This window comes from Streptomyces sp. NPDC020983, assembly GCF_044333485.1.
GTDB lineage: Bacteria > Actinomycetota > Actinomycetes > Streptomycetales > Streptomycetaceae > Actinacidiphila.
Window position 1 is genome coordinate 17,019 of the sequence record NZ_JBIRRA010000010.1, and the last position, 20,782, is coordinate 37,800.

Sequence of the window (20,782 nt, forward strand, 5' to 3'; positions counted from 1 at the left end):
GTCTTCCACTTCCCCATGTGGTGTCCCGCCGTGCTCCCAGGAACGCTAGGCCAACGAGCGGCCCTTCCGCCGTGGTTTACACATATTCGAGCTGATGTTCCCTGAGTGTTGGCGTACCCGTGGCGCCCGGGCGGTCACCTGGTGTAAGGGGCACGTGACAAGGGTGTACGCCCCTTACAGTTGGGGCTTGTGCCTACCGTGCCCCTCCCCGACGACCTGCGTGCGGCCCTCGCCGACCGGTTGCGGTCCACCGCCCCGACCAGCGCGTCCGCCCAGGTCGAGCGGCTGATGGACAGCTACCGCGGCCCCACGCCCACCGCCGCGCCCGTGCTGAGGGACGCGGCCGACGTCGCCGCCTACGCCGCGTACCGGATGCCGGCCACCTACGCCGCCGTCCGCACCGCCCTCGACGCGTTCCGCTTGCGGTCCGGCGACTGGGCCCCGCGCACCCACCTCGACCTCGGCGGCGGCACCGGCGCGGCCACCTGGGCGGTGGCCGACGCCTGGCCGGGGGCCGGCCACACCAGCACCGTCCTCGACTGGTCGCAGCCCGCCCTCGACCTCGGCGCCGACCTCGCCCGCGCCGCCCGCACCCCCGCCGTCCGCACCGCCGTGTGGCAGCGCCGCCCCCTCGGCGGCGCGTCCGGCCTCCCGGCCACCGACCTCGTGACCGTCTCCTACGTCCTGGGCGAGCTCACCCCCGCCGACCGCGCGTCCCTCGTCGACGCCGCCCTCGCCGCCGCGCAGTCGGCCGTCGTCGTCGTCGAACCCGGCACCCCCGACGGGTACGCGCGCGTGCTCGCCGCCCGCGACCGGCTGATCGCGGCCGGGCTGCACGTCCTCGCGCCCTGCCCGCACGACGGGCCCTGCCCCGTCACCGGCACGGACTGGTGCCACTTCGCGGCGCGCGTGCAGCGCACCGCGCTGCACCGGCAGGTCAAGGGCGCGACACTGCCCTACGAGGACGAGAAGTTCAGCTACGTCGCCGCCGCGCGTTTCCCCGCCGCCCCGGCGGAGGCACGGGTGGTGCGCCACCCGCAGATCCGCAAGGGGCTCGTCCTCCTGGACCTCTGCGTCACCCCTCCGGGACTGGAGAAGGCCACGGTGAGCAAGCGCCACGGCCCCCTCTACCGCGCGGCCCGCGACACGGAGTGGGGCGACGCGTGGCCCCCTCCCGCCTAGGGCGTGTCCGCAAAGTCCCGCCTGGCAGACGGCGCCTGGCACGCACGCTCGCTACGTTGTCGGGCTCGTCCGAGTAGGCCCACTACGAGGACGACCCTCCGCCTTGCGGTCGCACGCACCAGACACCGTCTGCCCCGCCCTCCGGGCGGACGACGGGACTTTGCGGACACGCCCTAGGGCGTCTCTGACACATCCCGTCTGCCCGGCGGGAATCGCGCGGCCGCCGGCTCAGAGCCAGCCGATGCGGCGGAAGACGCGGAAGACGACGGCGGAAAGGACCAGGGTCACCCCGAGCATCAGGGGGTAGCCGAAGGTCCACCGCAGCTCGGGCATGTGCTCGAAGTTCATGCCGTAGAAGCCGGCGATCATCGTCGGGATGGCCAGGATGGCGGCTCCCGCGGAGATGCGGCGCATGTCGACGTTCTGCTGGACGGCGAGCTGGCTGAGGTTGGCGGACAGGAGGCCGTCGAGGAGTTCGCTGTTGGCGACGAGGCGCTCGCGGACGTGGGAGAGGTGGTCGGAGACGTCGCGGAAGTAGCGGCGCATCTCCGTGTCCAGGAGGCCGTCCGCGCCCTCGGTGAGGCGTTCCAGCGGGCGGGCGAGCGGCAGGACGGCGTGCTTGAACTCGATCATCTCGCGCTTGAGCTGGTAGATGCGCTCGGCGTCGTCGACGCGGACGGACGAGAAGACGTCCGTCTCCAGGGTCTCGACGTCCAGTTCGACCGCGTCGGCGACGTCGAGGTAGTCGTCGGTGACCTGGTCGGTGATGGCGTGCAGGACGGCCGCGGGGCCGTGCGCGAGCATGTCCGGGCGGGCCTCCAGGGCGCGGCGGACACGGGAGAGGCCGGGGGCGCTGCCGTGCCGGACGACCACCACGAAGTCCTGGCCCATGAACACCATCACCTCGCCGGTGTCGACGACCTCGCTGGTGGCGGTCAGCTTCTCGTGCTCGACGAAGACGATGGTCTTGAGGACCAGGAAGAGCGTGTCGCCGTAGCGCTCCAGCTTGGGCCGCTGGTGGGCCTTCACCGCGTCCTCGACCGCCAGCGGGTGCAGCCCGAAGACCTCGGCGATCTCCGCGATGTGCTCGGCCTCCGGCTCGTGCAGCCCTATCCAGGCGAAGCCGCCGCGCTTGCGGGCCTCCTCCAGCGCCTGCTGCGGCGGCAGGGAGGCGGCCCGGCAGCCGTCCTCGTAGACGGCGCAGTCCACCACGACGTCCGCGGTGCAGCGGCGCTGCTCGGGCACGGCCTCGGCGCCCTCCAGGCTGTGCCAGTGCCCGCCGTGCCGCCACTGCCGGCCGGTCTTGCGCGCGGCCGGCGCCGCCTCGGACCTGTGCTGCTTCATCGTGCCTTCTCCAGTACCGCCATCGCCGCGTTGTGCCCGGGGACCCCGCTGACCCCGCCGCCGCGGACCGCGCCCGCGCCGCAAAGGTAGAGGTTGGCACACGGGGTGCCCACGCCCCACCGCCCTGTGGTCTCCGTCACGGCGTACGGCCAGGACAGGTCGCGGTGGAAGATGTGCCCGCCGGGCAGGCCCACCTCGCGCTCCAGGTCCAGGGGCGTCTTCGCCTCGACGCAGGGGCGGCCGTCCGCGTCCTGCGCGAGGCAGTCCGCGAGCGGCTCCCCGAGGACGGCGTCGAGCTGCGCCAGCGTCGCCCGCACCAGCTCCGCCTTCGTGCCTTCCGGGTCCCCGGCGAAGAGCCGCGCGGGGGCGTGCAGGCCGAAGAGGGTCAGGGTGTGCACGCCCTGCCCGGCCAGCCCGGGGGCGAGGACCGACGGGTCGGTCAGGCTGTGGCAGTAGATCTCGGACGGCGGCGCGTCCGGCACCCGCCCGCCGGCCGCCTGCTCGTACGCGGCCTGGAGCGCGCGGTAGCCCTCCGCGACGTGGAAGGTCCCGGCGAACGCGTCCCGCGGGTCCACCGCGGTGTCCCGCAGCCGCGGCAGGCGGCGCAGCAGCATGTTGACCTTGAGCTGCGCCCCCTCCGGGGCCGGCGCCGCGGGCTCCTGCCCGAGCAGGGCCGCGAGCGCGTGGGGGGAGGCGTTGACCAGCACGTCACGGGCCTGGACGGTGCCGCCGTCGGCGAAGGTCACCTCCGCCCTGGCCCCGTCGCTCTCGATACGCGTCACCTCCGTGCGCGTGAGCAGCCGCGCGCCCGCCGCCCGGGCCGCGGCCGCGAGCGCGTCCGTGAAGGCGCCCATGCCGCCCACCGGCACGTCCCAGTCGCCGGTGCCGCCGCCGATGACGTGGTAGAGGAAGCAGCGGTTCTGCTTCAGCGACGGGTCGTGCGCATGGCTGAACGTCCCGATCAGCGCGTCGGTCAGCACCACACCCCGCACGGTGTCGTCCGCGAACGCCTCCTCGACGACCTCCCCGAGCGGCCGCTCGAACAGCGCGCCCCACGCCGCCGTGTCGCCCACCCGCCGCTCCAGCTCCTCCCGCGCCGGCAGCGGTTCCGTCAGGGTCGGGAAGACCGCCTCCGCGACCTTCCGCGTCATCCCGTAGAACGCCTCCCACGCCGCGTACTCCCGGTCCGACCCCGTGAGCCGCGCGAACCCCTCCCGCGTCCGCGCCGGGTCCTCCGCGTCCACCAGCAGCCCACCGCTGCCGTACGGCGTGTACGAGGAGATCCGGCGGCGCCGGACGCGGAAGTCCAGCCCCAGATCCCTGACGATCTTCCGCGGCAGCAGGCTCACGAGGTACGAGTAGCGCGAGAGCCGCGCGTCGACCCCGGCGAAGACGCGGCTCGACACCGCCGCGCCCCCCACGTGCTCCAGCCGCTCCACCACCAGCACGGTGCGCCCTGCGCGGGCGAGATACGCTGCGGCGGTGAGGCCGTTGTGCCCACCGCCGACCACGACGACGTCATACTCCATCACGGCACCATAGGCTCGCCGCGGGGCCCGTGGCCCCCCGCGGCCGCACGTGTCGGCCTCCCGCGGGGCGGCGCGGCGGGCACCCGGGAGCGCGGGCCCCCGCGGCGGTCAGGACTTGTCCGACCACCGCGGATCGGTGTCCCACTCCAGATTCCGCTCCGCGGCCTGCTGCATCGCGTGCTCCGCCGCCTCCCGCGAGGGATACGGGCCGAAGCGGTTCTTCGACGGGCACTGCGGCCCCTCCTCCGCCTGTTTGTGGTCCAGGCAGTAGAACCACTCGCCCGGCTTGCCGGCCGGCTTCTTCGTCCGGAAGACCGCCATCAGCTCCTCCTCGCTCGACCCACCGGGGACCACCTACCCAGCCCTGCGGCGCACAGCCCCATCATGCGCGCCGATACACTCCCCAGCATGTCTGGTCAGTCGTCGCCGCTCGTTCCCGGCAAGCTCTCGCCCACCCGGCAGGTACCCGCGTCGATCCCGCGTCCGGAGTACGTGGGCAAGCCGGCGCCGGCGCCGTACACCGGGCCGGAGGTGCAGGACGAGGAGACGGTCGGCCGGATGCGGATCGCCTCGCGCATCGCCGCCCAGGCGATGGCGGCCGCGGCCGCGGCGGTGGCCCCCGGGGTGACCACGGACGAGCTGGACGCGATCGCGCACGAGTACATGGTCGGGCAGGGCGCGTACCCGTCCGACCTCGGCTACCGCGGTTTCCCCAAGTCCGTGTGCACCTCGGTCAACGAGGTGATCTGCCACGGCATCCCGGACTCCACCGTGCTGCGCGACGGCGACATCGTGAACATCGACGTGACGGCGTTCGTCCACGGGGTGCACGGCGACTGCAACGCCACCTACCTGGTCGGCGAGGTCGACGAGGAGTCCCGGCTGCTCGTCGAGCGCACGCACGAGTCGCTCGCGCGGGCGATCAGGGCGGTGCGGCCCGGCCGGCAGATCAACGTGATCGGGCGCGTCATCGAGTCCTACGCCAAGCGCTTCGGCTACGGGGTGGTGCGGGACTTCACCGGCCACGGCATCAACACGTCCTTCCACTCCGGGCTGATCATCCCGCACTACGACGACCCGCGGGCGACGACGGTGATCAAGCCGGGCATGACCTTCACGATCGAGCCGATGCTGACGCTCGGCACGCACGAGTACGAGATCTGGGACGACGGCTGGACGGTCGTGACCAAGGACCGCAGGCGCACGGCGCAGTTCGAGCACACGCTGGTCGTCACGGCGGAGGGCGCGGAGATCCTGACCCTGCCGTGACCGCGGGCCTGCGGCCGGTAATGTGGCGGCGGTCGCGCGCCCGTTCGCGCACATGTTCAGCCGGAGCCCGAGGGCACGAGTCGAGGAGCCACGCGCCATGAACCGCCGCAGGGTGGGCCCCGGGGCCGCCGTCACCGCGCTCGCCCTGCTGCCGCTGGCCGGGTGCATGACGGTGCACGGCGAGCGCGAGAACATACCGTCGGTGCAGGAGAAGAAGGCCGCCGCCGTGGTGGCGCACTTCCTGACGGTCAACAACAGCGCGAACAAGGCGTATTCGCCCGAGGACATCCTCACCGTGGAGGCCGGGGCGCTCGGGGCGACGGACGAGGCGGGGCTGCGCGCCCGGCACACCAACCACCCCGGGGGCAACCCGGACTTCACGCCGCTGGTGTTCTCCGACGCCCACTACCTCATACCGAAGCAGGTGGGCTGGCCCAAGTTCTTCGTCGCCGACGTGGCCACCAACCGCGGCAGCGGCAACCGCTGGCTGCTGGTCTTCCGGCACGCGGGCCCGGAGCAGCCGTGGAAGGCGGTCTACGTCGCGGGCGTCGCCACCGCGCGGATGCCGCACTTCGCGAAGGACAAGGACGGCCACGCCGTCGACCTGGGCCTGGGCGGGACGGACCTGCTGGTCCAGCCGGGGCAGGTGAGCCAGGCGTACGCCACCTACCTCGGCAGCGGCGAGGGCGGCGTCTTCGCCGACGGCCCCTCCACCTCGCAGCTGCGCTCCGGCCGGGCCGCGCAGAGCAGGACGGCCAACTCCGTGGCCCAGTACGCCGACCAGCCGGCCGGCGGCGGCGACTTCGCCCCCGTCGCGCTGCGGACGGCGGACGGCGGCGCGGTGGTCTTCTTCGCCAACCGCCACCAGTCGCGCTCGACCTTCCGGGCGGGCTTCAAGCTCTCGCTCGACGAGAACACCAGGGCGCTGACGACCGGCACCCCGCGCACGTCGATCACCCGGTCGACGCTCGCCGACGAGCTGGTCGCGGTGCCGAAGGCGGGCGGCGGCGGCAAGGTGACCTTCCTCAGCCGCGTGGTGGGCCTGGTCTCCGCGAAGGGCGAGTAGCCCGGGCCCCCGGCGGGGCGCTCAGCGCAGCCAGGTCGCGGGCTCGCGCTCCGGCTCGTACGAGAACTGCGCGCACGCGTCCGCGAGGACGTCGAGGACGGGCAGCGGGTCGGGCAGCGGCAGGTCCAGGCCGTGTCCGGGGAGCCATTCGACGGTCTCGCCGGAGGGCAGCCGGGAGGGCGGCAGCAGGACGTAGCTGCCGCGCGAGTGCCAGCGGATGCCGGGGTGCTCGTCGCGGGTCTCGGGATGGCAGTCCAGCTCGCAGGGCCACCACTCGTCCTCGTCGGCGGGGTTGCCGCGGGTCGCGGTGAAGAACAGCAGCCGGTCGCCGGCGAGGGCGGCGGGACCGAGCGTGGCGCCGTCCGCGATCAGCCGCTCGATGGCGAGCCGGCCCGCCTCGGCGGGTACGTCCAGGACGTCGTGGCCGACCCCGGTGGCGGTGACGAAATTGGCCTGCGGGTCGCGGTTGAGCCAGCGCTCCAGGGTGTCCGGATCGGTGCTGGCCTGGGTCTGCCAGGCGGGGGAGACCGGGTGGACGCCGGGGATGGGACAGCCGATGCGCTCGCACGAACATCCGTAGTTCGCGGGGTGGGCGGCGGGCACGACGGGGAATCCGGCGGCGGTGGCGGCCCTGACCAGCTGGTCGCGGCGGAGGTCGGGCACATCGGCCCCGGCGGCGCCCGAGGCGCCCTCCGCGCGGCGGCGCACCCACCCGGACAACCTGCCTTTGCCTGCCATCGAGCTCCTTCCCTCGCCCCCGTCCCGCAGTGTCCACGGTACGCGGCTGGTGGAGGACATCCTCCCTCTTGCCGGGATTGAACACCCACCCGGGGTCATCGTGTTCCCGCCACTTCCACCGGCGATTTTTTCCGACACGACGTCGGCAAACCGGCGGCCGGGGGCCGCCCCGGCGGTACCGGCCCGCCTCCCGGTCCGCCCGCCCCCAGGCTCCCCGGCGGCGGGCCGGCCGCGCCCCCGGCGGGGCGCGGAAGCGGCGCCCGGAGGCGTCCGCCCGGTGAGGGGTGAGCGGGCCCCCGCGCCAACTGCCGCCGCGTGCGGACGACATGGCTCCCGCCGTCCGGATCGGGCGCACAATCCTGCCAGGGGCGCGGGCCCACCGGCCCGGCCCCTACAGGGAACTCACACCCCGAGGAGCCCGCATTGCGCACACCCACGCCCCGCCGCTACCTGATGTGCCCACCCGTGCACTTCAGGGTCGCGTACTCCATCAACCCGTGGATGGACCCCCGCAAGCCCGTCGACCCCGCGCTCGCCCTCTTCCAGTGGGAGGACCTGCGCGACCGCTACCGCGGCCTCGGCCACACCGTGGAGACACTCGAACCGGTACCGGGCCTGCCGGACATGGTGTTCGCCGCGAACGGCGCGACCGTCGTCGACGGGCGTGTGCTCGGCGCGCGCTTCGCCAACCCCGAGCGCGCGGGCGAGGCGCCCGCGCACCTCGCGTGGTTCCGCGAGCGCGCCGCGGGCTTCGCCGGCATACGCGAGCCCGAGCACGTCAACGAGGCGGAGGGCGACTTCGCCGTCACCTCCGGCTGGCTGCTCGCCGGCCAGGGCTTCCGCAGCAGCCCGCTCGCGCACGACGAAGCGCAGGAGTTCTTCGGCCGCCCGGTGATCAGCCTGGAGCTGACCGACCCGCGCTACTACCACCTCGACACCGCGCTCGCCGTCCTCGACGACACCGCCGACGAGATCATGTACTACCCCGGCGCCTTCTCGCCCGGCTCGCGGGCCGTCCTCGCCCGCCTCTTCCCGGACGCCCTCCTCGCCACCGCCGAGGACGCCGCCGTCCTCGGCCTCAACGCGGTGAGCGACGGCCGCAACGTCCTCCTCCCGCGCGAGGCGGGCGGGCTCGCCGCGGCCCTGCGCCGCCGCGGCTTCGCCCCGGTGGGCGTCGACATGAGCGAGCTCCGCAAGGCCGGCGGCAGCGTGAAGTGCTGCACGATGGAGCTGCGCCCGGCCCCGGCGGCGGCCTGACCCGCCACCGGCCGCCGTCCGGGCGGCACGCTGGCCCCCGGAGCACCCCGCGCCGGGGGCCACCTGGCAGGATCGCCGTCATGACTAACGCTGACGACAGCAACACCGCCGCCGCCCGTCCCAAGGCCCCCGCGAAGGACCCCTGGGCGCTGCCCGACGTCTCGGGCCTGGTCGTCGGAGTGCTCGGCGGCACCGGGGACCAGGGCCGCGGCCTCGCGTACCGGCTCGCCAGGTCCGGCCAGCGGGTGATCATCGGCTCGCGCAGCGCGGACCGCGCGACGGTCGCCGCCGACGAACTCGGCTACGGCGTCGCGGGCGCGGAGAACGCGGAGTGCGCGCGGCGCAGCGACATCGTGATCGTGGCGGTGCCGTGGGAGGGCCACGCCAAGACCCTGGAGGCCCTGCGCGACGAACTCGCCGGCAAGCTCGTGGTCGACTGCGTCAACCCGCTGGGCTTCGACAAGCAGGGCGCGTACGCGCTCGTCCCCGAGGAGGGCAGCGCGGCCCAGCAGGCCGCGGCCCTGCTCCCGGACTCCCGCGTCACCGCGGCCTTCCACCACCTGTCCGCGGTGCTGCTCCAGAACCCGGAGGTCGAGTCCATCGACACCGACGTCATGGTCCTCGGCGACTCCCGCGCCGACACGGACACGGTCCAGGCCCTCGCCGCCCGCATCCCCGGTATGCGCGGCGTCTTCGCGGGCCGCCTCCGCAACGCCCACCAGGTCGAGTCCCTGGTGGCCAACCTCATCTCCACCAACCGCCGCTACAAGGCGCACGCGGGCCTGCGCCTGACGGACGTCTGACCGGCGGCACCGGGGGGCGCGGCGGGTGCCCGGCCCCGAACGGCCCGCCCGCGCGCGCCCGGTGCTCCGCCCAGGACGACAGTCCGCCCCAGGCCCGGTGGCACCGCCGGCCGGTGGACGGCTCACCGCGCAGGGCAGGCCCTACGGCCGGCCGAGCCGCCCCTCCAGCTGGACGAGCAGTTCGCTCAGCCGTGCCGCCAGCTCCTCCCGCGCGTCCCCGGCGACACCGGCCAGCACCGCGGCCTCGTACGACAGCTGTTCCGGCAGCAGCCCGTCCACGAGGTCGCGCCCGGCGCCGGTGAGGCGGACGAGGGCCACCCGGCGGTCGCGGGTGTCGGGGCGGCGCTCGACGAGGCCGCGCTCGGTGAGGGACTTGAGGCGCTTGGTGACGGCCGCCCCGGAGGAGAAGGTCTCCCGGGCCAGCTCGCCCGGTGTGAGCTCGTGGCCGGTGCGGCGCAGCGTGCCGAGGACGTCGAACTCGGGCCGGGTGAGCCCGGCGCGCCGCAGCGGCGCGTCCTCCGCCTGCTGGAGCAGGGCGGCGCAGCGGTTGACGCGCCCGATGATCTCCATGGGCGCGGTGTCGAGGTCGGGCCGTACGGCGTACCACTGCCGTACGACCCCGGCCACCGTGTCGTCTGCCGTCATACGTGTACGTCCTCCGCGGGCCGCGGCGCCTGCCGCCGTATCGCCACCGCGAGGGTACGGTGCCCGGCCTGCTCGGCGTGCAGCACCCGCTCCTGCGGGAGGTCGCGCTGCCACCACTCGCCGGCGGCGGTGTCGGCCGCGGTGCGCAGGGCGACGAGCGCGCCGGTGAGGTCGCGGTGCGCGGCGGTGAGGGCGTGCGGGTCGGGCTCGGGCGCGGCGAGCAGCCCGGCGGAGTGCTCCCGGGCGCGGTGGACGGCGGCGAGCGCGTGCTCGATACGCTCGCCGGCCCGCCGGTTGGTGACGGCCACGGCCGCGGCGAAGCCGACGAGCGCCCCGACGACGGTGTCGAGCACGCGGTCGGCCATGAGCGCGCCGGGCTCCTGGTAGCGGGCGAAGTCGGTGACGAGCAGCGCCATGGGCGTGACGCACACGCTGCCGAGCCAGTAGTTGCGGGTGATGAGGGCCTCGGCGCCGAAGTTGAGGGCGACGCAGCACAGCACGAGCGCCAGCTGGCTGACACGGCTGAGCGGTGCCAGTGCGGCGAAGAAGAGGACGCCGAGCAGGTTGCCCACCACGCGCTGGACCCCGCGGTTCCAGGTGAGCGTCACGTTCGCCTGGTAGAGCGAGGCGGCGGTGACGAGCGCCCAGTACGGCCGTCCGACCCCGAGCGCGAGTGACGCGTACCCGGCGAGCGCGCACCCGACCGCCGTCCGCACGGCGAGGGGTGCGACCCCGGCGAGCCGTTCCCGTACGAGCGCGCCGAGGGCCCGGGCCCGGCCGGCGCGGCCCGGGGCGTTTCCGGGTGCCCGCACCGCGCGCCGTACGCGGCCTTCGGCCGTGTGCGTCCGCGGCAGCCGCCGCCCCGCCCGTGCGGGGGCCGCGCCCCCCGGCGCCGGGAGGGCGCCGTTGCCGCGCAGCGCCGCCGCCCACGTCCGCAGGCGGGCGGGGTCCGCGTCGGCGGGGGAGGCGAGGGCGGCCTCCGCGTGGCTCAGCAGCCGGGCGAGGGGGGCGCGCGCGGTGGAGCGGCGGCCGGAGGCGGCGAGGGTCTGCCAGGCGGCGTGCAGGGCTGCGGCCGCGGCCGTACGGGCGGCGGCGTCGCGGGACTGCGCGTGCCCGGCGGTGGCGCGCAGCGCGTGGGCGGTGGCCCGGCGCTCCGGGCCGTACGGCCGGACGAGGCCGGGCGCCATGCCGACGGCCCACGACCACAGGCCCGCGAGCGCCGCCAGCCCCACGTGCGCCGGGACCTGCCCCGGCTGCTGCGGCGCGAAGAGCGCCGCCGAGCTGATGAAGGTGAAGATCACGTGGCCCGGGGGCCCGATCCGGGTCGCGTCGCACACCGCCTTCTGGCCGGCGGCCAGCAGCGCGCCGACCGTCACCAGCACCACCGCGCTGCCGGTCAGCGACGCCGTCACGAGCGCGGCCGCGAGGCCCGTGAGCATCCCGAGCACGACCCAGCCGAGCACGCGGGCGCGGGCGGCGTACGGCCGGTTGTGCGCGTAGAGGGCGCACAGCGACCCGGCCATGGTGTAAAGGGCCAGGTCGAGCCGCCCGAGCGCGAGCAGCAGCAGATTGGGCGGCGCGACGGACACGACGACGCTCAGCGCGGGCTTGAACCACGTCTCGGACGGCACGCCGAGCCGCAGCAGGCCGGACAGCGGGAGGCGGGGGAGACGGGGACGCGCGGGGGAGGCGGACGTGCGGGGCATGCCCACAAGCTTAACAGGTGTTTTACTCGTAAAAGATGAGCGCCGGGCACGGACGGCCCGCCGCCCGCGGTGGGGGACAATGGGCGCGACGCCACCCCGCGCCGCTCAGGACAGGAGCCGTACGCCCATGCCCCGCCTCGCCGTCTACGCCCTCGTGGTGTGCGTGCTCGCCGTAGCCGCCGCCGTCGTGTCCTTCGTGAAGGGCAACTGGATCGGCATCGCGTGGGTGCTCGTCGCCGGGGTCTCCAGCAACATGTGGTGGTACTACCACCGCAAGGCGCGGCTCACCGCGGCCGGAGCCGCCGGCCCCGACGAGGGCTGAGCCCGCCGCCCGGGGCCGCCGGGCTCAGTGCTTCCAGAACTGGAAGTAGTAGTGGCCGTACGCGGCCAGCAGCGGCGGCACGTCGAACCACTCCAGGACGTGGTAGACGCCCTCGAAGAACTTGTCGTTGACCGCCGGGATGTAGAGCACGCCGAAGGTCGCGAGCAGGCCGAAGGGCGCGAAGGCCTCCGCCTGGCGGCGGACGTTGTACGACAGCCAGGGCTCCCAGATGCCGTAGCCGTCCAGTCCCGGCACCGGCAGCAGGTTCAGAAAAGCCGCGCTGACCTGCAAGAACGCCAGGAAGCCGAGCGCGTAGCAGAAGACCAGCGGCCAGCCGTCGGCCAGCCCCGTGGTGAACGGCAGCATGAGCACGAGGGCGAAGAGGATGTTCGCGAGCGGGCCCGCCGCCGAGATCGCGGTGTGCTTCCAGCGGCCCCGGATCCGGCCCCGCTCGATGAAGACCGCGCCGCCCGGCAGGCCGATGCCGCCCAGGATCACGAAGATCACCGGCAGGACGATCGACAGCCCGGCGTTCACGTACTTCAGCGGGTTGAGGGTCAGATAGCCCTTCGCCCCGATGCTGATGTCACCGCTGTGCAGGGCGGTGCGGGCGTGGGCGTACTCGTGCAGGCACAGCGAGACCACCCAGCCGGACACGACGAAGAGGAAGACGGCGAAGCCCGGGTCCGAGGCGAAGTCCGTCCACAGGGCCCAGCCGGACACCCCCATGACGGCGGCGATCCCCAGGAACACCGGGCTCACCCACCGGTCCCCGCTCCCGCGGGCCTGACGAATGGGTGTGACGCTCATGATCGGGCCTTTCCCCTTCCCGGGGCTCAGGCCGCCCCGGCGTGGCGTGCATCATCGCATGCCGGAGCCCGCCGGGAGCACCGCGCCCGCCCCCACCGGGGCGCCCCGCCCGGCACGGAGGCGCGGCCTGCGGGGCCGGCCCCCGCGGGGCGTCCGCAAGAATGGGGGAGTGCGATACGGGATTCTCGGGGGCGCCGAGGCGTGGGGGGACGGCGGCGAGGCAGTGGGCCCGCTCGCCGGGGGGCGGCTCCGGGCACTGCTGACGGCGCTGGCGCTGCGGCCCGGCCGCGTCGTGGGGACGGACGCGCTGATCGAGGACGTCTGGGACGGCGAGCCGCCCGCCGCGGCGAACGGCGCGCTCCAGGCCCTCGTGGGGCGGCTGCGCAGGGCGATCGGGCACGACGCCGTCGACTCCGCCGAGGGCGGCTACCGCCTCGTCGCGGACAAGGACGACGTCGACCTCTTCCGCTTCGAGCGGCTCGCGGACGAGGGGTCCCGCGCCCTGGCGGACGGCGACGCCGTCAAGGCCGCGGGCCTGCTCGCGGACGCCCTCGCCCTGTGGCGCGGCCCCGCCCTCGCCGACCTGCCCGACCGGGGCAGCGCGGCGGTGCGGGCCGAGGCGCTGCGGCTGGACGCCCGGCGGCTGCGGCTCGCGGCGGAGGTCCAGCTGGGCCGGGCGGCGGGCGTGCTGCCGGAACTCGCGGGGCTGGCCGCCGACCACCCGCTGGACGAGCCGCTGCACGCCCTGCACATCCGCGCCCTGCGCGCCGCGGGCCGCACCGCGGACGCGCTCGCGGCGTACGAGGGAGTGCGGCGCGCCCTCGCCGACCAGCTCGGCGCCGACCCCAGTCCCGAGCTGCGGGCCCTGCACGCGGAGCTGCTGAGCCCCGGGGCCGTACCGGCACCGCGGCCCGCGGCCGAGCGGCGGCGGCCCGCCCGCCAGGGCAACTCCCGCGCGCGGCTCACGAGCTTCGTCGGCCGCGAGGCGGAACTCGGCGCCGTCGCCGACGACCTGGCCCGCGCCCGGCTCGTGACGCTGACCGGCCCCGGCGGCACCGGCAAGACCCGGCTGTCGCAGGAGGCCGGCGACCTCGTCGCCGACCGCTGGCCGGACGGCGTCTGGTACGCCGAGCTCGCCCCCGTCAGCGACCCGCGCAGCCTCCCCGAGGCCGTGATCAGCTCGCTCGGGCTGCGCGACACCCAGCTGCACGGCCTGACCAGCGAGGCGATGGCGGCGGTCGAGAACAAGACGAAGGATCCGGTGCGCCGCCTCACCGACCTCCTCGCGGGCCGCGAGCTGCTCCTCGTGCTCGACAACTGCGAGCACGTCATCGACGCGGCCGCCACCCTCACCGAGCGGCTGCTCGCGGAGTGCCCGGGCCTGGCCGTGCTCGCGACGAGCCGCGAACCGCTCGGCGTGCCGGGAGAGCTCGTCCGCCCGCTGGACCCGCTGCCGGACCCGACCGCACTGCGGCTGCTCGCCGACCGCGGCGCCGCGGCCCGCCCCGGCTTCTCCGTCGACGACGACCCGCTCGCGTGCGCGGAGCTGTGCCGCCGGCTGGACGGGCTGCCGCTGGCGATCGAGCTGGCCGCGGCCCGGCTGCGCGGCATGTCGCCGCGCGGCCTCGCCGACCGGCTGGACGACCGCTTCCGGCTGCTCACCGGCGGCAGCCGTACGCTGCTGCCGCGCCAGCAGACGCTGCGCGCGGTCGTCGACTGGTCCTGGGACCTGCTCGACCCGGCCGAGCGCACCCTCCTGCGCCGCCTCGCCGTCTTCCGCGGCGGCTGGACGCTGGAGGCGGCCGAGGCCGTCTGCGCCGACCCGCCGCCCGGCACCCCCGCCCCCGGGGGGACGCGCATCGACGCCGGCGACGCGGCGCCCCTCCTCGCCTCCCTCGTCGACAAGTCCCTCGTCCTCGCCGAGTTCACCGGCGGCAGCGAGCGCTACCGCATGCTGGAGACGATCGCCGAATACGCCGGCGAGCGGCTGGACGAGTCCGGCGAGCGGGAGGCCGTCGCCGGCCGGCACCTCACCCACTTCCGGGAGCTGGCCCGTACCGCCTACCCGAAGATGCGCGGGGCCGGCCAGCTGGTCTGGTTCGAGCGGCTGGAGCGCGAGCACGAGAACCTGCGGGCGGCACTGCGCCGCGCCGTCGACACCGGCGACGAGGACGAGGCGCTCGTCCTCGTCCTGGCCTGCTCCTGGTTCTGGGAGGTGCGCAACTACACGTCCGAGCGCCGCCACTGGCCCGGCCTGGTCGCCGCGATGGGCCCGGACCCGTTCGACGCGCGGCCGTACCTGGAGCCGGTCGAGCGCGGCCCGCTGGACGACCCGCCGCCGCTCGGCGAGCAGCAGCGCGTCGAGGCCCGGCGCTGGGTGCGGGTGGTGCAGATGGCCGCCTCCGAGGGCGACACGGAGTGGTGGACGATGCCGGACGTCGCCCGGCTCGGCGAGCGGATGATCGCCGAGTACCCGCCCCACCTGCCGCAGTCCGCCCGCTTCCCGGGCCTGCTGCGCCCCTACGCGGCCTTCTTCACCGGCGACTTCGACCGGCTGCGCGTCCTGATGGACGAGACGGTGGAGTCCTGCCGCCGCCACCACCGGGACTGGGAGCTGGCCTTCTCGCTCCAGCTGCGCGCCAAGGTCAACAACGACGTCAGCGAGTACGTCGAGGGTTCGATCCGCGACATCGCCGAGAGCCGGCGGATCTTCGAGCGGCTCGGCGACGAGTGGGGCATGGCCGAGACGCTGTCGGCCGAGGCGGAGGCGGCCGGCAACGCCGGGGAATGGGCGCACGCCGCCGAGTGCTGCCGCAAGGGCATCGCGCTCGCCCACAAGATCGGCTCCGAGCAGCACGTTCCCGTCCTCACCGTCCGGCTGGGCGACGCCCTGGTCAACACGGGCCGGATCGACGAGGGCATGGAGATCCTGCGGCGCGGCGTCGAGGAGGCCTCCGAGTACGGCGCCGAACAGGACGGCGCCCGCTTCTACGGCCGGGTGCTGCTCGCGGGCGCCCTCACGCACATCGGCAGGCCCGCGGAGGCGCTGGAGCTCATCGAGGAGACGCGGCACGACAGCCGGCACACCACCGGCCAGCCCGGCTTCATCGTCGGCATGCTGGTGGCGATGAAGGGCTACCTCGTCGGCCTGCTCGGTGACCCGCGCGAAGGCCTCGGCCTCATCCGCGACGGCCTCAAGGTGCTCTCCGACCATCCGATCGCCCATGTCATCACCCCGCGGATCGGCATGATCCTCGCCCCCGGCGCGGCCGAGCTCCTCTCGGTGCTCGCCGAGCCGGAGCCGGGGCCGGCCCGCGTGCCGGCCGGCGGCCTCGCCGACCGCCGCGCCACCCGCGCAGCGGCCCTGCTCAACGCCCACCGCCGGCTGCGCCCCACCGTGCTGCCGCCCGCCGAGGCCCTGCGCGTGACCGCCACCACCGAACGGCTGCTCGTGCTGCTCGGCCCGCAGCGGTACGCCGCCGCGTACGCCGAGGGCGACGGCCTCGGGGTGGACGAGGCCGTCGCCCTGATGAGCGACGTGGCGGAGCCGGCCGGCTGAACCGGCGTGCCGTCAGGTCTTCTTGCGGAAGCGGGCCACCGCGAGCGGCGCGGTCACCAGGGTGATGCCCGCGGTCCAGGCGAGCGTGATCCACACCGAGTGGGCGACGGCCCCGCCGTTGATCAGGTTGCGGGAGGCGTCGGCGAGCGTGGACAGCGGGTTGACCTCGGTGAAGCCCTCCAGCCAGCCGGGCATCGTGGTCGGCTTGGCGAAGATCGAACTGCCGAACTGGAGCGGCATCAGCACGAGCATGGCGACCCCCTGAACGGCCTGCGGCGTCTTCATGGTCAGGCCCAGCAGGATGAAGATCCACATCAGCGACGCCCCGAACACCGCGGACAGCGCGATCGCGGCGAGCAGGTGCAGCACGTCCGTGCCGATGCTCATCCCCAGCGCGAAGCCCATGCCGAGGAGGATGAGCGTCGCGATCATCATGCGGCCGAGCTCGACGACGATCTTGGCGATCAGGACCGAGGACCGCGCGATCGGCATCGTGCGGAAGCGGTCCATGACCCCCTTCTTGAAGTCGTCGTTGATACCGGTGCCGACGGCCTGCGCGATGTTCATGCCCATCATCGCCATCAGGCCGGGCACCACGTAGTCGACGTACTCGTGCTGGTGCCCCTTGCCGGAGACCGCGCCGCCGAAGACGTACACGAACAGCAGCGTGAAGATGACCGGCATCAGGACGGCGTCGAACATCGACTCCGGGTCCTGCTTGATCTGGAGCAGGTTGCGGCGCGAGAGCGCCCCGATGTGCCGCAGGTTGGCCCGCAGGCCTATCCGCCCCTCGTGGGGGACCGCGGCGGTCGTGGCCGGCCGGTCGAGGGTGGCCGTGGCCGTGGTCATACCGTCACCTTCTTCTTCTCCCCGTGGTCCGCCGCGGTGGCGGCGGCCGCGGTGCCGGTGGGCGCCGCGGAGTGGTCGTGCGTGTCGTGCGTGCCGTCGTCGGCCTTCTTGCCGGTGACGGCGAGGAAGACCTCGTCCAGGCTGGGCAGGTGCGTGCCGATGTGCGCGAGGCCGAAGCCGCGTGCGGCCAGCAGGCCGACCACGGCCGTGAGCTGCTCGTCGGTGAGGATCGGCACCGACACCTCGCCCTTGGCCGCCGAGGTCTGCACCTCGCCGAGCCCGGCCAGGCCCGCGTCGCGGACGGCTCCGGCCACCGCGTGCAGCTGCGCCGGGTCGGACGGGCGGATCACCAGCGTGCGGCCGCCGACCTTCGCCTTCAGCTCCGCCACCCGGCCGCTGGCGATCACCCGGCCGCGGTCGATGACCGTCAGCTCGTTCGCGAGCTGCTCGGCCTCCTCCATGTACTGCGTGGTCAGCAGCACCGTCGCGCCCTCGGCGACCATGCGCTGGACCTCTTCCCAGACCTCGTTGCGGGTGCGCGGGTCGAGACCGGTCGTCGGCTCGTCCAGGTAGAGCACCGCGGGGCGGCCCGTCATGCTCGCCGCCAGGTCCAGGCGGCGGCGCATGCCGCCGGAGTAGTGCATCGCGGGGCGCCTGGCGGCCTCGGTCAGCGAGAACCGCTCCAGCAGCTCGTCGGCCCGCGCCTTGGCCTGCCGGCTCGACAGGTCGAGCAGCCGCCCGATCATGTAGAGGTTCTCCCGGCCGGACAGCTTCTCGTCCACCGAGGCGTACTGCCCCGTGAGGCCGATGACCCGGCGCAGCTGCCGGGGCTGCCGCAGCACGTCGTAGCCGGCCACCCTGGCCGTGCCGGCGTCCTGCCGCAGCAGCGTGGACAGCACCCGCACCAGCGTGGTCTTGCCCGCCCCGTTCGGCCCGAGGACCCCGAGGACGGTGCCCTGCTTCACGTCAAGGTCAACGCCGTCGAGTGCCTTGGTCTGGCCGAAGTGTTTGACCAGCCCCCGCACCTCGACGGCGGACTCGTTGCTCCTGCTCGGTCGCGTCGTCATGTCCACCACTGTGCCGGGCGCCCCCGACACGGCACCGACACGGCGCCGACACGCGGCGCCGGCGTACCGACGGCCTGCCGACACGGCAGGCCGGCAGGCCGTCGGTACGCCGCTGACCTGCGGGAACGGTCGCCGCGGCGGTGTCAGGCGGGGACGCTGACGAGCAGGTCGCCGCGCTCGTTGCGGATCTCGAAGTGGGTGATGTCGCCCGGGTGCAGCCCGGCGGCGCCGTGCACGGTGAGCGGGGCGGGCTGCGTGTCGGTGCCGTAGCCGTCCACGGGGACGGACCAGGTGGCCACGGTCTGCTGGTCGCCGTCCATCGCGTAGACCAGCAGCCGGCACGTCAGCGGACCGCGGATGCCCGTCAGCCGCAGGTCGATCATGCTGCCCCAGCCCTTGTCCGTCACGGCGACGACCGCCGAGACGCCCGTCGCCGGGTCCGTGCCGGTGTGCTGCTGGGCGCCGGGGGCCTCCGCCGCCGCGGACGAGTCGCCACGGTGCTGCACGGCCACCACGGCGATCACCGGGCCGCCCACGACCAGCGCCGCCGCGGCGGCGACCGCGACCGCCAGCCGCCGCCGGCGCGACCTGCGCGCCCCCGCGACCTGCGCGAGCAGCCGGTCCAGCAGCCCGTCGCCGCTCGGCGGCCCGGAGAGGCCGACCCCGTCCGCGCGCAGCTCGGCGAGCACCGGCACGACCCCGCCGAGCTGGTCCAGCTCGGCACCGCACAGCTCGCACTCCGCCAGGTGCTCCTCGAAGCGGGCCATCTCGTCGTCGTCGAGGGCGCCGAGCAGGTAGGCACCCACGTCCAGGTGCGGGTTCACGAGGTCGTCACCCCCCTCTCCTCGAGCGCGTTGCGCAGCGCGCGCAGCGCGTAGAACACCCGCGAGCGTACGGTGCCCGGGGGCAGCCCCAGCTCCGTGGCGGCCTCATTGACGGTACGGCCCCGGAAGTACGTTTCGACGAGCGCTTCGCGATGTGCCTCGGACAGGTCCTGCAAGGCGTCGGAAATGGTCATCAGGCGCAGCGAGCGTTCCAGCTCGTCGCTCGCGGGCAGCTGCTCCAGGGCGGCGGGGGAGATCTCCGGCGGGCGCGCCTGACGGCTCCGGTGCCCGTCGATGACCAGCCGGCGGGCGACGGTCACCAGCCACGGCCGCAGCGAGCGGGCCGCGGGGTCCAGCTTCGAGGCGCTCTTCCAGGCCCGCAGCAGGGTCTCCTGCACGATGTCCTCGGCCAGGAAGCGGTCACCGGCCACGAGCCGCAGGACGTACGCGTACAGCGCCCCGGCGTGCTCGCGGTACAGGGCCCGTATCAGCTCCTCCTCCGGAGTGGCGCCGGCCGGTTCCGGGGGCCCGTGGGGTGGTCCTTCCACGGGCGCATCCTGCCCTACCCGGCCCGCGCGGTCGAGGTCGCCTCCCACGGTGAGTGCACCGCGGCGCGGAGTGAGGTTCATCGAGCAGGTCCCGTCCGTCCCGTCGGTGCCGGTGGGCGCCCCTGGTGGAGCGCTCACCGGCACATACGGGCGCGGGGCCGGAATGTCTCAAAAGAGCCCGTGCGGATTTCGCGCGGAGGGCCTTTTCGGACGTCCCGGGCGATCCCGCGGAGTCAGCGGACCAGCGGAATCAGTGGAATCAGTGGAAGGTGTGCTCCTCGGCCGGGAAGACCCCGCCGACGACCTCCTCGGCGTAGGCCCTGGCCGCGTCGCCCAGGGACTGCCGCAGGTCCAGGTACTGCTTGGTGAAGCGCGGCACCTTGCCGCCGGTGAGGCCGGCCATGTCCGTCCACACCAGCACCTGCGCGTCCGTGTCCGCCCCGGCGCCGATCCCGACGACCGGGATGTGCAGCGAGCGGGTGACCTCCGCGGCGAGCTCGGCGGGCACCAGCTCCAGTACGACGGCGAAGGCGCCGGCGTCCTGCGCGGCCTTCGCGTCCCGGACGAGCTGCTGCGCCGCCTCCTCGCCGCGGCCCTGCACCCGGTGCCCGAGCGTGTTGACCGACTGCGGGGTCAGCCCCAGGTGCGCCATGACGGGGATGCCCGCCTCGACGATCGTCCGGGTGGCCGCGAGCGAGCGCTCCCCGCCCTCCAGCTTGACCGCCCCGACCCCGGCCTCCTTGACCAGCCGCGTCGCGCTCCGCAGCGCCTGCACCGGGCCCTCCTGGTAGGACCCGAACGTCAGGTCCGCGACGACCAGCGCACGGCTCGTACCGCGCACGACGGCCGCGGCCAGCACCGCCATCTCGTCCAGCGTGACCGGCACGGTGCTCTCGTAGCCGAGGTGGCAGTTCCCCATCGAGTCCCCGACCAGCAGCACCGGGATCCCGGCCTCGTCGAAGACGGACGCGGTCATCGCGTCGTAGGCGGTGAGCATCGGCCACCGCTCCCCGCGCTCCTTGGCGAGCGCCAGGTCGCGCACGCTGACCCGGCGGTTGCGGCTCCCGCCGTACAGCGCCTTGGGATTGTCGAGCCCCTTGCCCTGTTCCCGGGCAGCAGAAAGTGACGTCATTCCCGACGGCTCCTTCACGTCATCTCGAGGCACCCTGACGGTGTCCCCGGACCACCTCCCATGCTGACACGCGGCGCGCCCGCGGCAAAGGGGGCTCCCCGCCCGGGCTCCTCCCGCCCGGACGGGCGCCGC

At 74.6% G+C, this 20,782-nt stretch carries 19 protein-coding genes; 7 read left to right on the forward strand and 12 right to left on the reverse strand.

Annotated features, from left to right (window positions below; all coding sequences use genetic code 11):
* Nucleotides 1–189 precede the first annotated feature (189 nt).
* Nucleotides 190–1,182 carry a small ribosomal subunit Rsm22 family protein gene (locus ACH4SE_RS22870; RefSeq protein WP_398545281.1) on the forward strand — a complete coding sequence of 331 codons (993 nt, stop codon included), beginning with the start codon at nucleotides 190–192 and terminating at the stop codon, nucleotides 1,180–1,182.
* Nucleotides 1,183–1,410: 228 nt separating this feature from the next.
* Here the strand turns inward: ACH4SE_RS22870 and ACH4SE_RS22875 are convergent, their stop codons facing one another.
* The 3 genes from ACH4SE_RS22875 to ACH4SE_RS22885 all read right to left on the reverse strand — a co-directional run bounded on the left by ACH4SE_RS22875 (nucleotide 1,411) and on the right by ACH4SE_RS22885 (nucleotide 4,376).
* Nucleotides 1,411–2,526, reverse strand: a complete 1,116-nt coding sequence (locus tag ACH4SE_RS22875) for a magnesium and cobalt transport protein CorA (protein ID WP_398545282.1) — start codon at nucleotides 2,524–2,526, stop codon at nucleotides 1,411–1,413.
* The gene (locus ACH4SE_RS22880) at nucleotides 2,523–4,055 is read right to left on the reverse strand and encodes a phytoene desaturase family protein (RefSeq protein ID WP_398545283.1); all 1,533 of its coding nucleotides are present in this window, start codon (nucleotides 4,053–4,055) and stop codon (nucleotides 2,523–2,525) included. Before ACH4SE_RS22880 ends, ACH4SE_RS22875 begins: the two co-directional genes overlap by 4 nt.
* Nucleotides 4,056–4,163: 108 nt before the next feature.
* Nucleotides 4,164–4,376 (reverse strand): hypothetical protein, encoded by a 213-nt coding sequence (locus ACH4SE_RS22885; protein WP_398545284.1) that lies wholly within the window; start codon nucleotides 4,374–4,376, stop codon nucleotides 4,164–4,166.
* Nucleotides 4,377–4,463: 87 nt separating this feature from the next.
* Here ACH4SE_RS22885 and map point away from each other — a divergent pair, with 87 nt between their 5' ends.
* Complete coding sequence (gene map / locus ACH4SE_RS22890; RefSeq protein ID WP_398545285.1) at nucleotides 4,464–5,324, forward strand: type I methionyl aminopeptidase; 861 nt, start codon at nucleotides 4,464–4,466, stop codon at nucleotides 5,322–5,324.
* A gap of 97 nt (nucleotides 5,325–5,421) precedes the next feature.
* The gene (locus ACH4SE_RS22895; RefSeq protein ID WP_398545286.1) at nucleotides 5,422–6,390 is read left to right on the forward strand and encodes a hypothetical protein; all 969 of its coding nucleotides are present in this window, start codon (nucleotides 5,422–5,424) and stop codon (nucleotides 6,388–6,390) included.
* Nucleotides 6,391–6,411: 21 nt separating this feature from the next.
* Here the strand turns inward: ACH4SE_RS22895 and ACH4SE_RS22900 are convergent, their stop codons facing one another.
* The gene (locus tag ACH4SE_RS22900; RefSeq protein WP_398545287.1) at nucleotides 6,412–7,128 is read right to left on the reverse strand and encodes a bifunctional DNA primase/polymerase; all 717 of its coding nucleotides are present in this window, start codon (nucleotides 7,126–7,128) and stop codon (nucleotides 6,412–6,414) included.
* Nucleotides 7,129–7,551: 423 nt separating this feature from the next.
* Here ACH4SE_RS22900 and ddaH point away from each other — a divergent pair, with 423 nt between their 5' ends.
* Nucleotides 7,552–8,385, forward strand: coding sequence for a dimethylargininase (gene ddaH / locus ACH4SE_RS22905; RefSeq protein WP_398545288.1), 834 nt, complete (start codon nucleotides 7,552–7,554; stop codon nucleotides 8,383–8,385).
* Nucleotides 8,386–8,465: 80 nt separating this feature from the next.
* The gene (npdG, locus tag ACH4SE_RS22910; protein ID WP_398545289.1) at nucleotides 8,466–9,188 is read left to right on the forward strand and encodes an NADPH-dependent F420 reductase; all 723 of its coding nucleotides are present in this window, start codon (nucleotides 8,466–8,468) and stop codon (nucleotides 9,186–9,188) included.
* 141 nt (nucleotides 9,189–9,329) lie between these two features.
* On the opposite strand, the gene ACH4SE_RS22915 is transcribed toward npdG, so the two are convergent.
* Nucleotides 9,330–9,833 (reverse strand): MarR family winged helix-turn-helix transcriptional regulator, encoded by a 504-nt coding sequence (locus ACH4SE_RS22915; protein WP_398545290.1) that lies wholly within the window; start codon nucleotides 9,831–9,833, stop codon nucleotides 9,330–9,332.
* Nucleotides 9,830–11,539, reverse strand: coding sequence for an FUSC family protein (locus tag ACH4SE_RS22920; RefSeq protein ID WP_398545291.1), 1,710 nt, complete (start codon nucleotides 11,537–11,539; stop codon nucleotides 9,830–9,832). Before ACH4SE_RS22920 ends, ACH4SE_RS22915 begins: the two co-directional genes overlap by 4 nt.
* Before the next feature lie 127 nt (nucleotides 11,540–11,666).
* On the opposite strand from ACH4SE_RS22920, the gene ACH4SE_RS22925 reads away from it, so the two are divergent.
* Nucleotides 11,667–11,861 carry a hypothetical protein gene (locus ACH4SE_RS22925; protein WP_398545292.1) on the forward strand — a complete coding sequence of 65 codons (195 nt, stop codon included), beginning with the start codon at nucleotides 11,667–11,669 and terminating at the stop codon, nucleotides 11,859–11,861.
* Nucleotides 11,862–11,885: 24 nt separating this feature from the next.
* On the opposite strand, the gene ACH4SE_RS22930 is transcribed toward ACH4SE_RS22925, so the two are convergent.
* On the reverse strand, nucleotides 11,886–12,671 hold the full coding sequence (locus ACH4SE_RS22930) for a site-2 protease family protein (RefSeq protein WP_398545293.1): 786 nt from the start codon (nucleotides 12,669–12,671) through the stop codon (nucleotides 11,886–11,888).
* Between the two features lie 169 nt (nucleotides 12,672–12,840).
* Here ACH4SE_RS22930 and ACH4SE_RS22935 point away from each other — a divergent pair, with 169 nt between their 5' ends.
* The gene (locus ACH4SE_RS22935; RefSeq protein ID WP_398545294.1) at nucleotides 12,841–16,230 is read left to right on the forward strand and encodes a BTAD domain-containing putative transcriptional regulator; all 3,390 of its coding nucleotides are present in this window, start codon (nucleotides 12,841–12,843) and stop codon (nucleotides 16,228–16,230) included.
* 12 nt (nucleotides 16,231–16,242) lie between these two features.
* Here the strand turns inward: ACH4SE_RS22935 and ACH4SE_RS22940 are convergent, their stop codons facing one another.
* The 5 genes from ACH4SE_RS22940 to panB all read right to left on the reverse strand — a co-directional run bounded on the left by ACH4SE_RS22940 (nucleotide 16,243) and on the right by panB (nucleotide 20,650).
* Nucleotides 16,243–17,079: an ABC transporter permease gene (locus tag ACH4SE_RS22940; RefSeq protein ID WP_398545295.1), complete on the reverse strand. Its 837-nt coding sequence runs from the start codon at nucleotides 17,077–17,079 to the stop codon at nucleotides 16,243–16,245.
* On the reverse strand, nucleotides 17,076–18,146 hold the full coding sequence (locus ACH4SE_RS22945; protein ID WP_398545296.1) for an ATP-binding cassette domain-containing protein: 1,071 nt from the start codon (nucleotides 18,144–18,146) through the stop codon (nucleotides 17,076–17,078). The genes ACH4SE_RS22940 and ACH4SE_RS22945 overlap by 4 nt, the downstream gene beginning before the upstream one ends.
* A 143-nt stretch (nucleotides 18,147–18,289) precedes the next feature.
* The gene (locus ACH4SE_RS22950) at nucleotides 18,290–18,970 is read right to left on the reverse strand and encodes an anti-sigma factor family protein (protein ID WP_398545297.1); all 681 of its coding nucleotides are present in this window, start codon (nucleotides 18,968–18,970) and stop codon (nucleotides 18,290–18,292) included.
* On the reverse strand, nucleotides 18,967–19,518 hold the full coding sequence (locus ACH4SE_RS22955) for a sigma-70 family RNA polymerase sigma factor (protein WP_398545298.1): 552 nt from the start codon (nucleotides 19,516–19,518) through the stop codon (nucleotides 18,967–18,969). Before ACH4SE_RS22955 ends, ACH4SE_RS22950 begins: the two co-directional genes overlap by 4 nt.
* A gap of 259 nt (nucleotides 19,519–19,777) precedes the next feature.
* Complete coding sequence (panB, locus tag ACH4SE_RS22960) at nucleotides 19,778–20,650, reverse strand: 3-methyl-2-oxobutanoate hydroxymethyltransferase (RefSeq protein ID WP_398545299.1); 873 nt, start codon at nucleotides 20,648–20,650, stop codon at nucleotides 19,778–19,780.
* Nucleotides 20,651–20,782 lie beyond the last annotated feature (132 nt).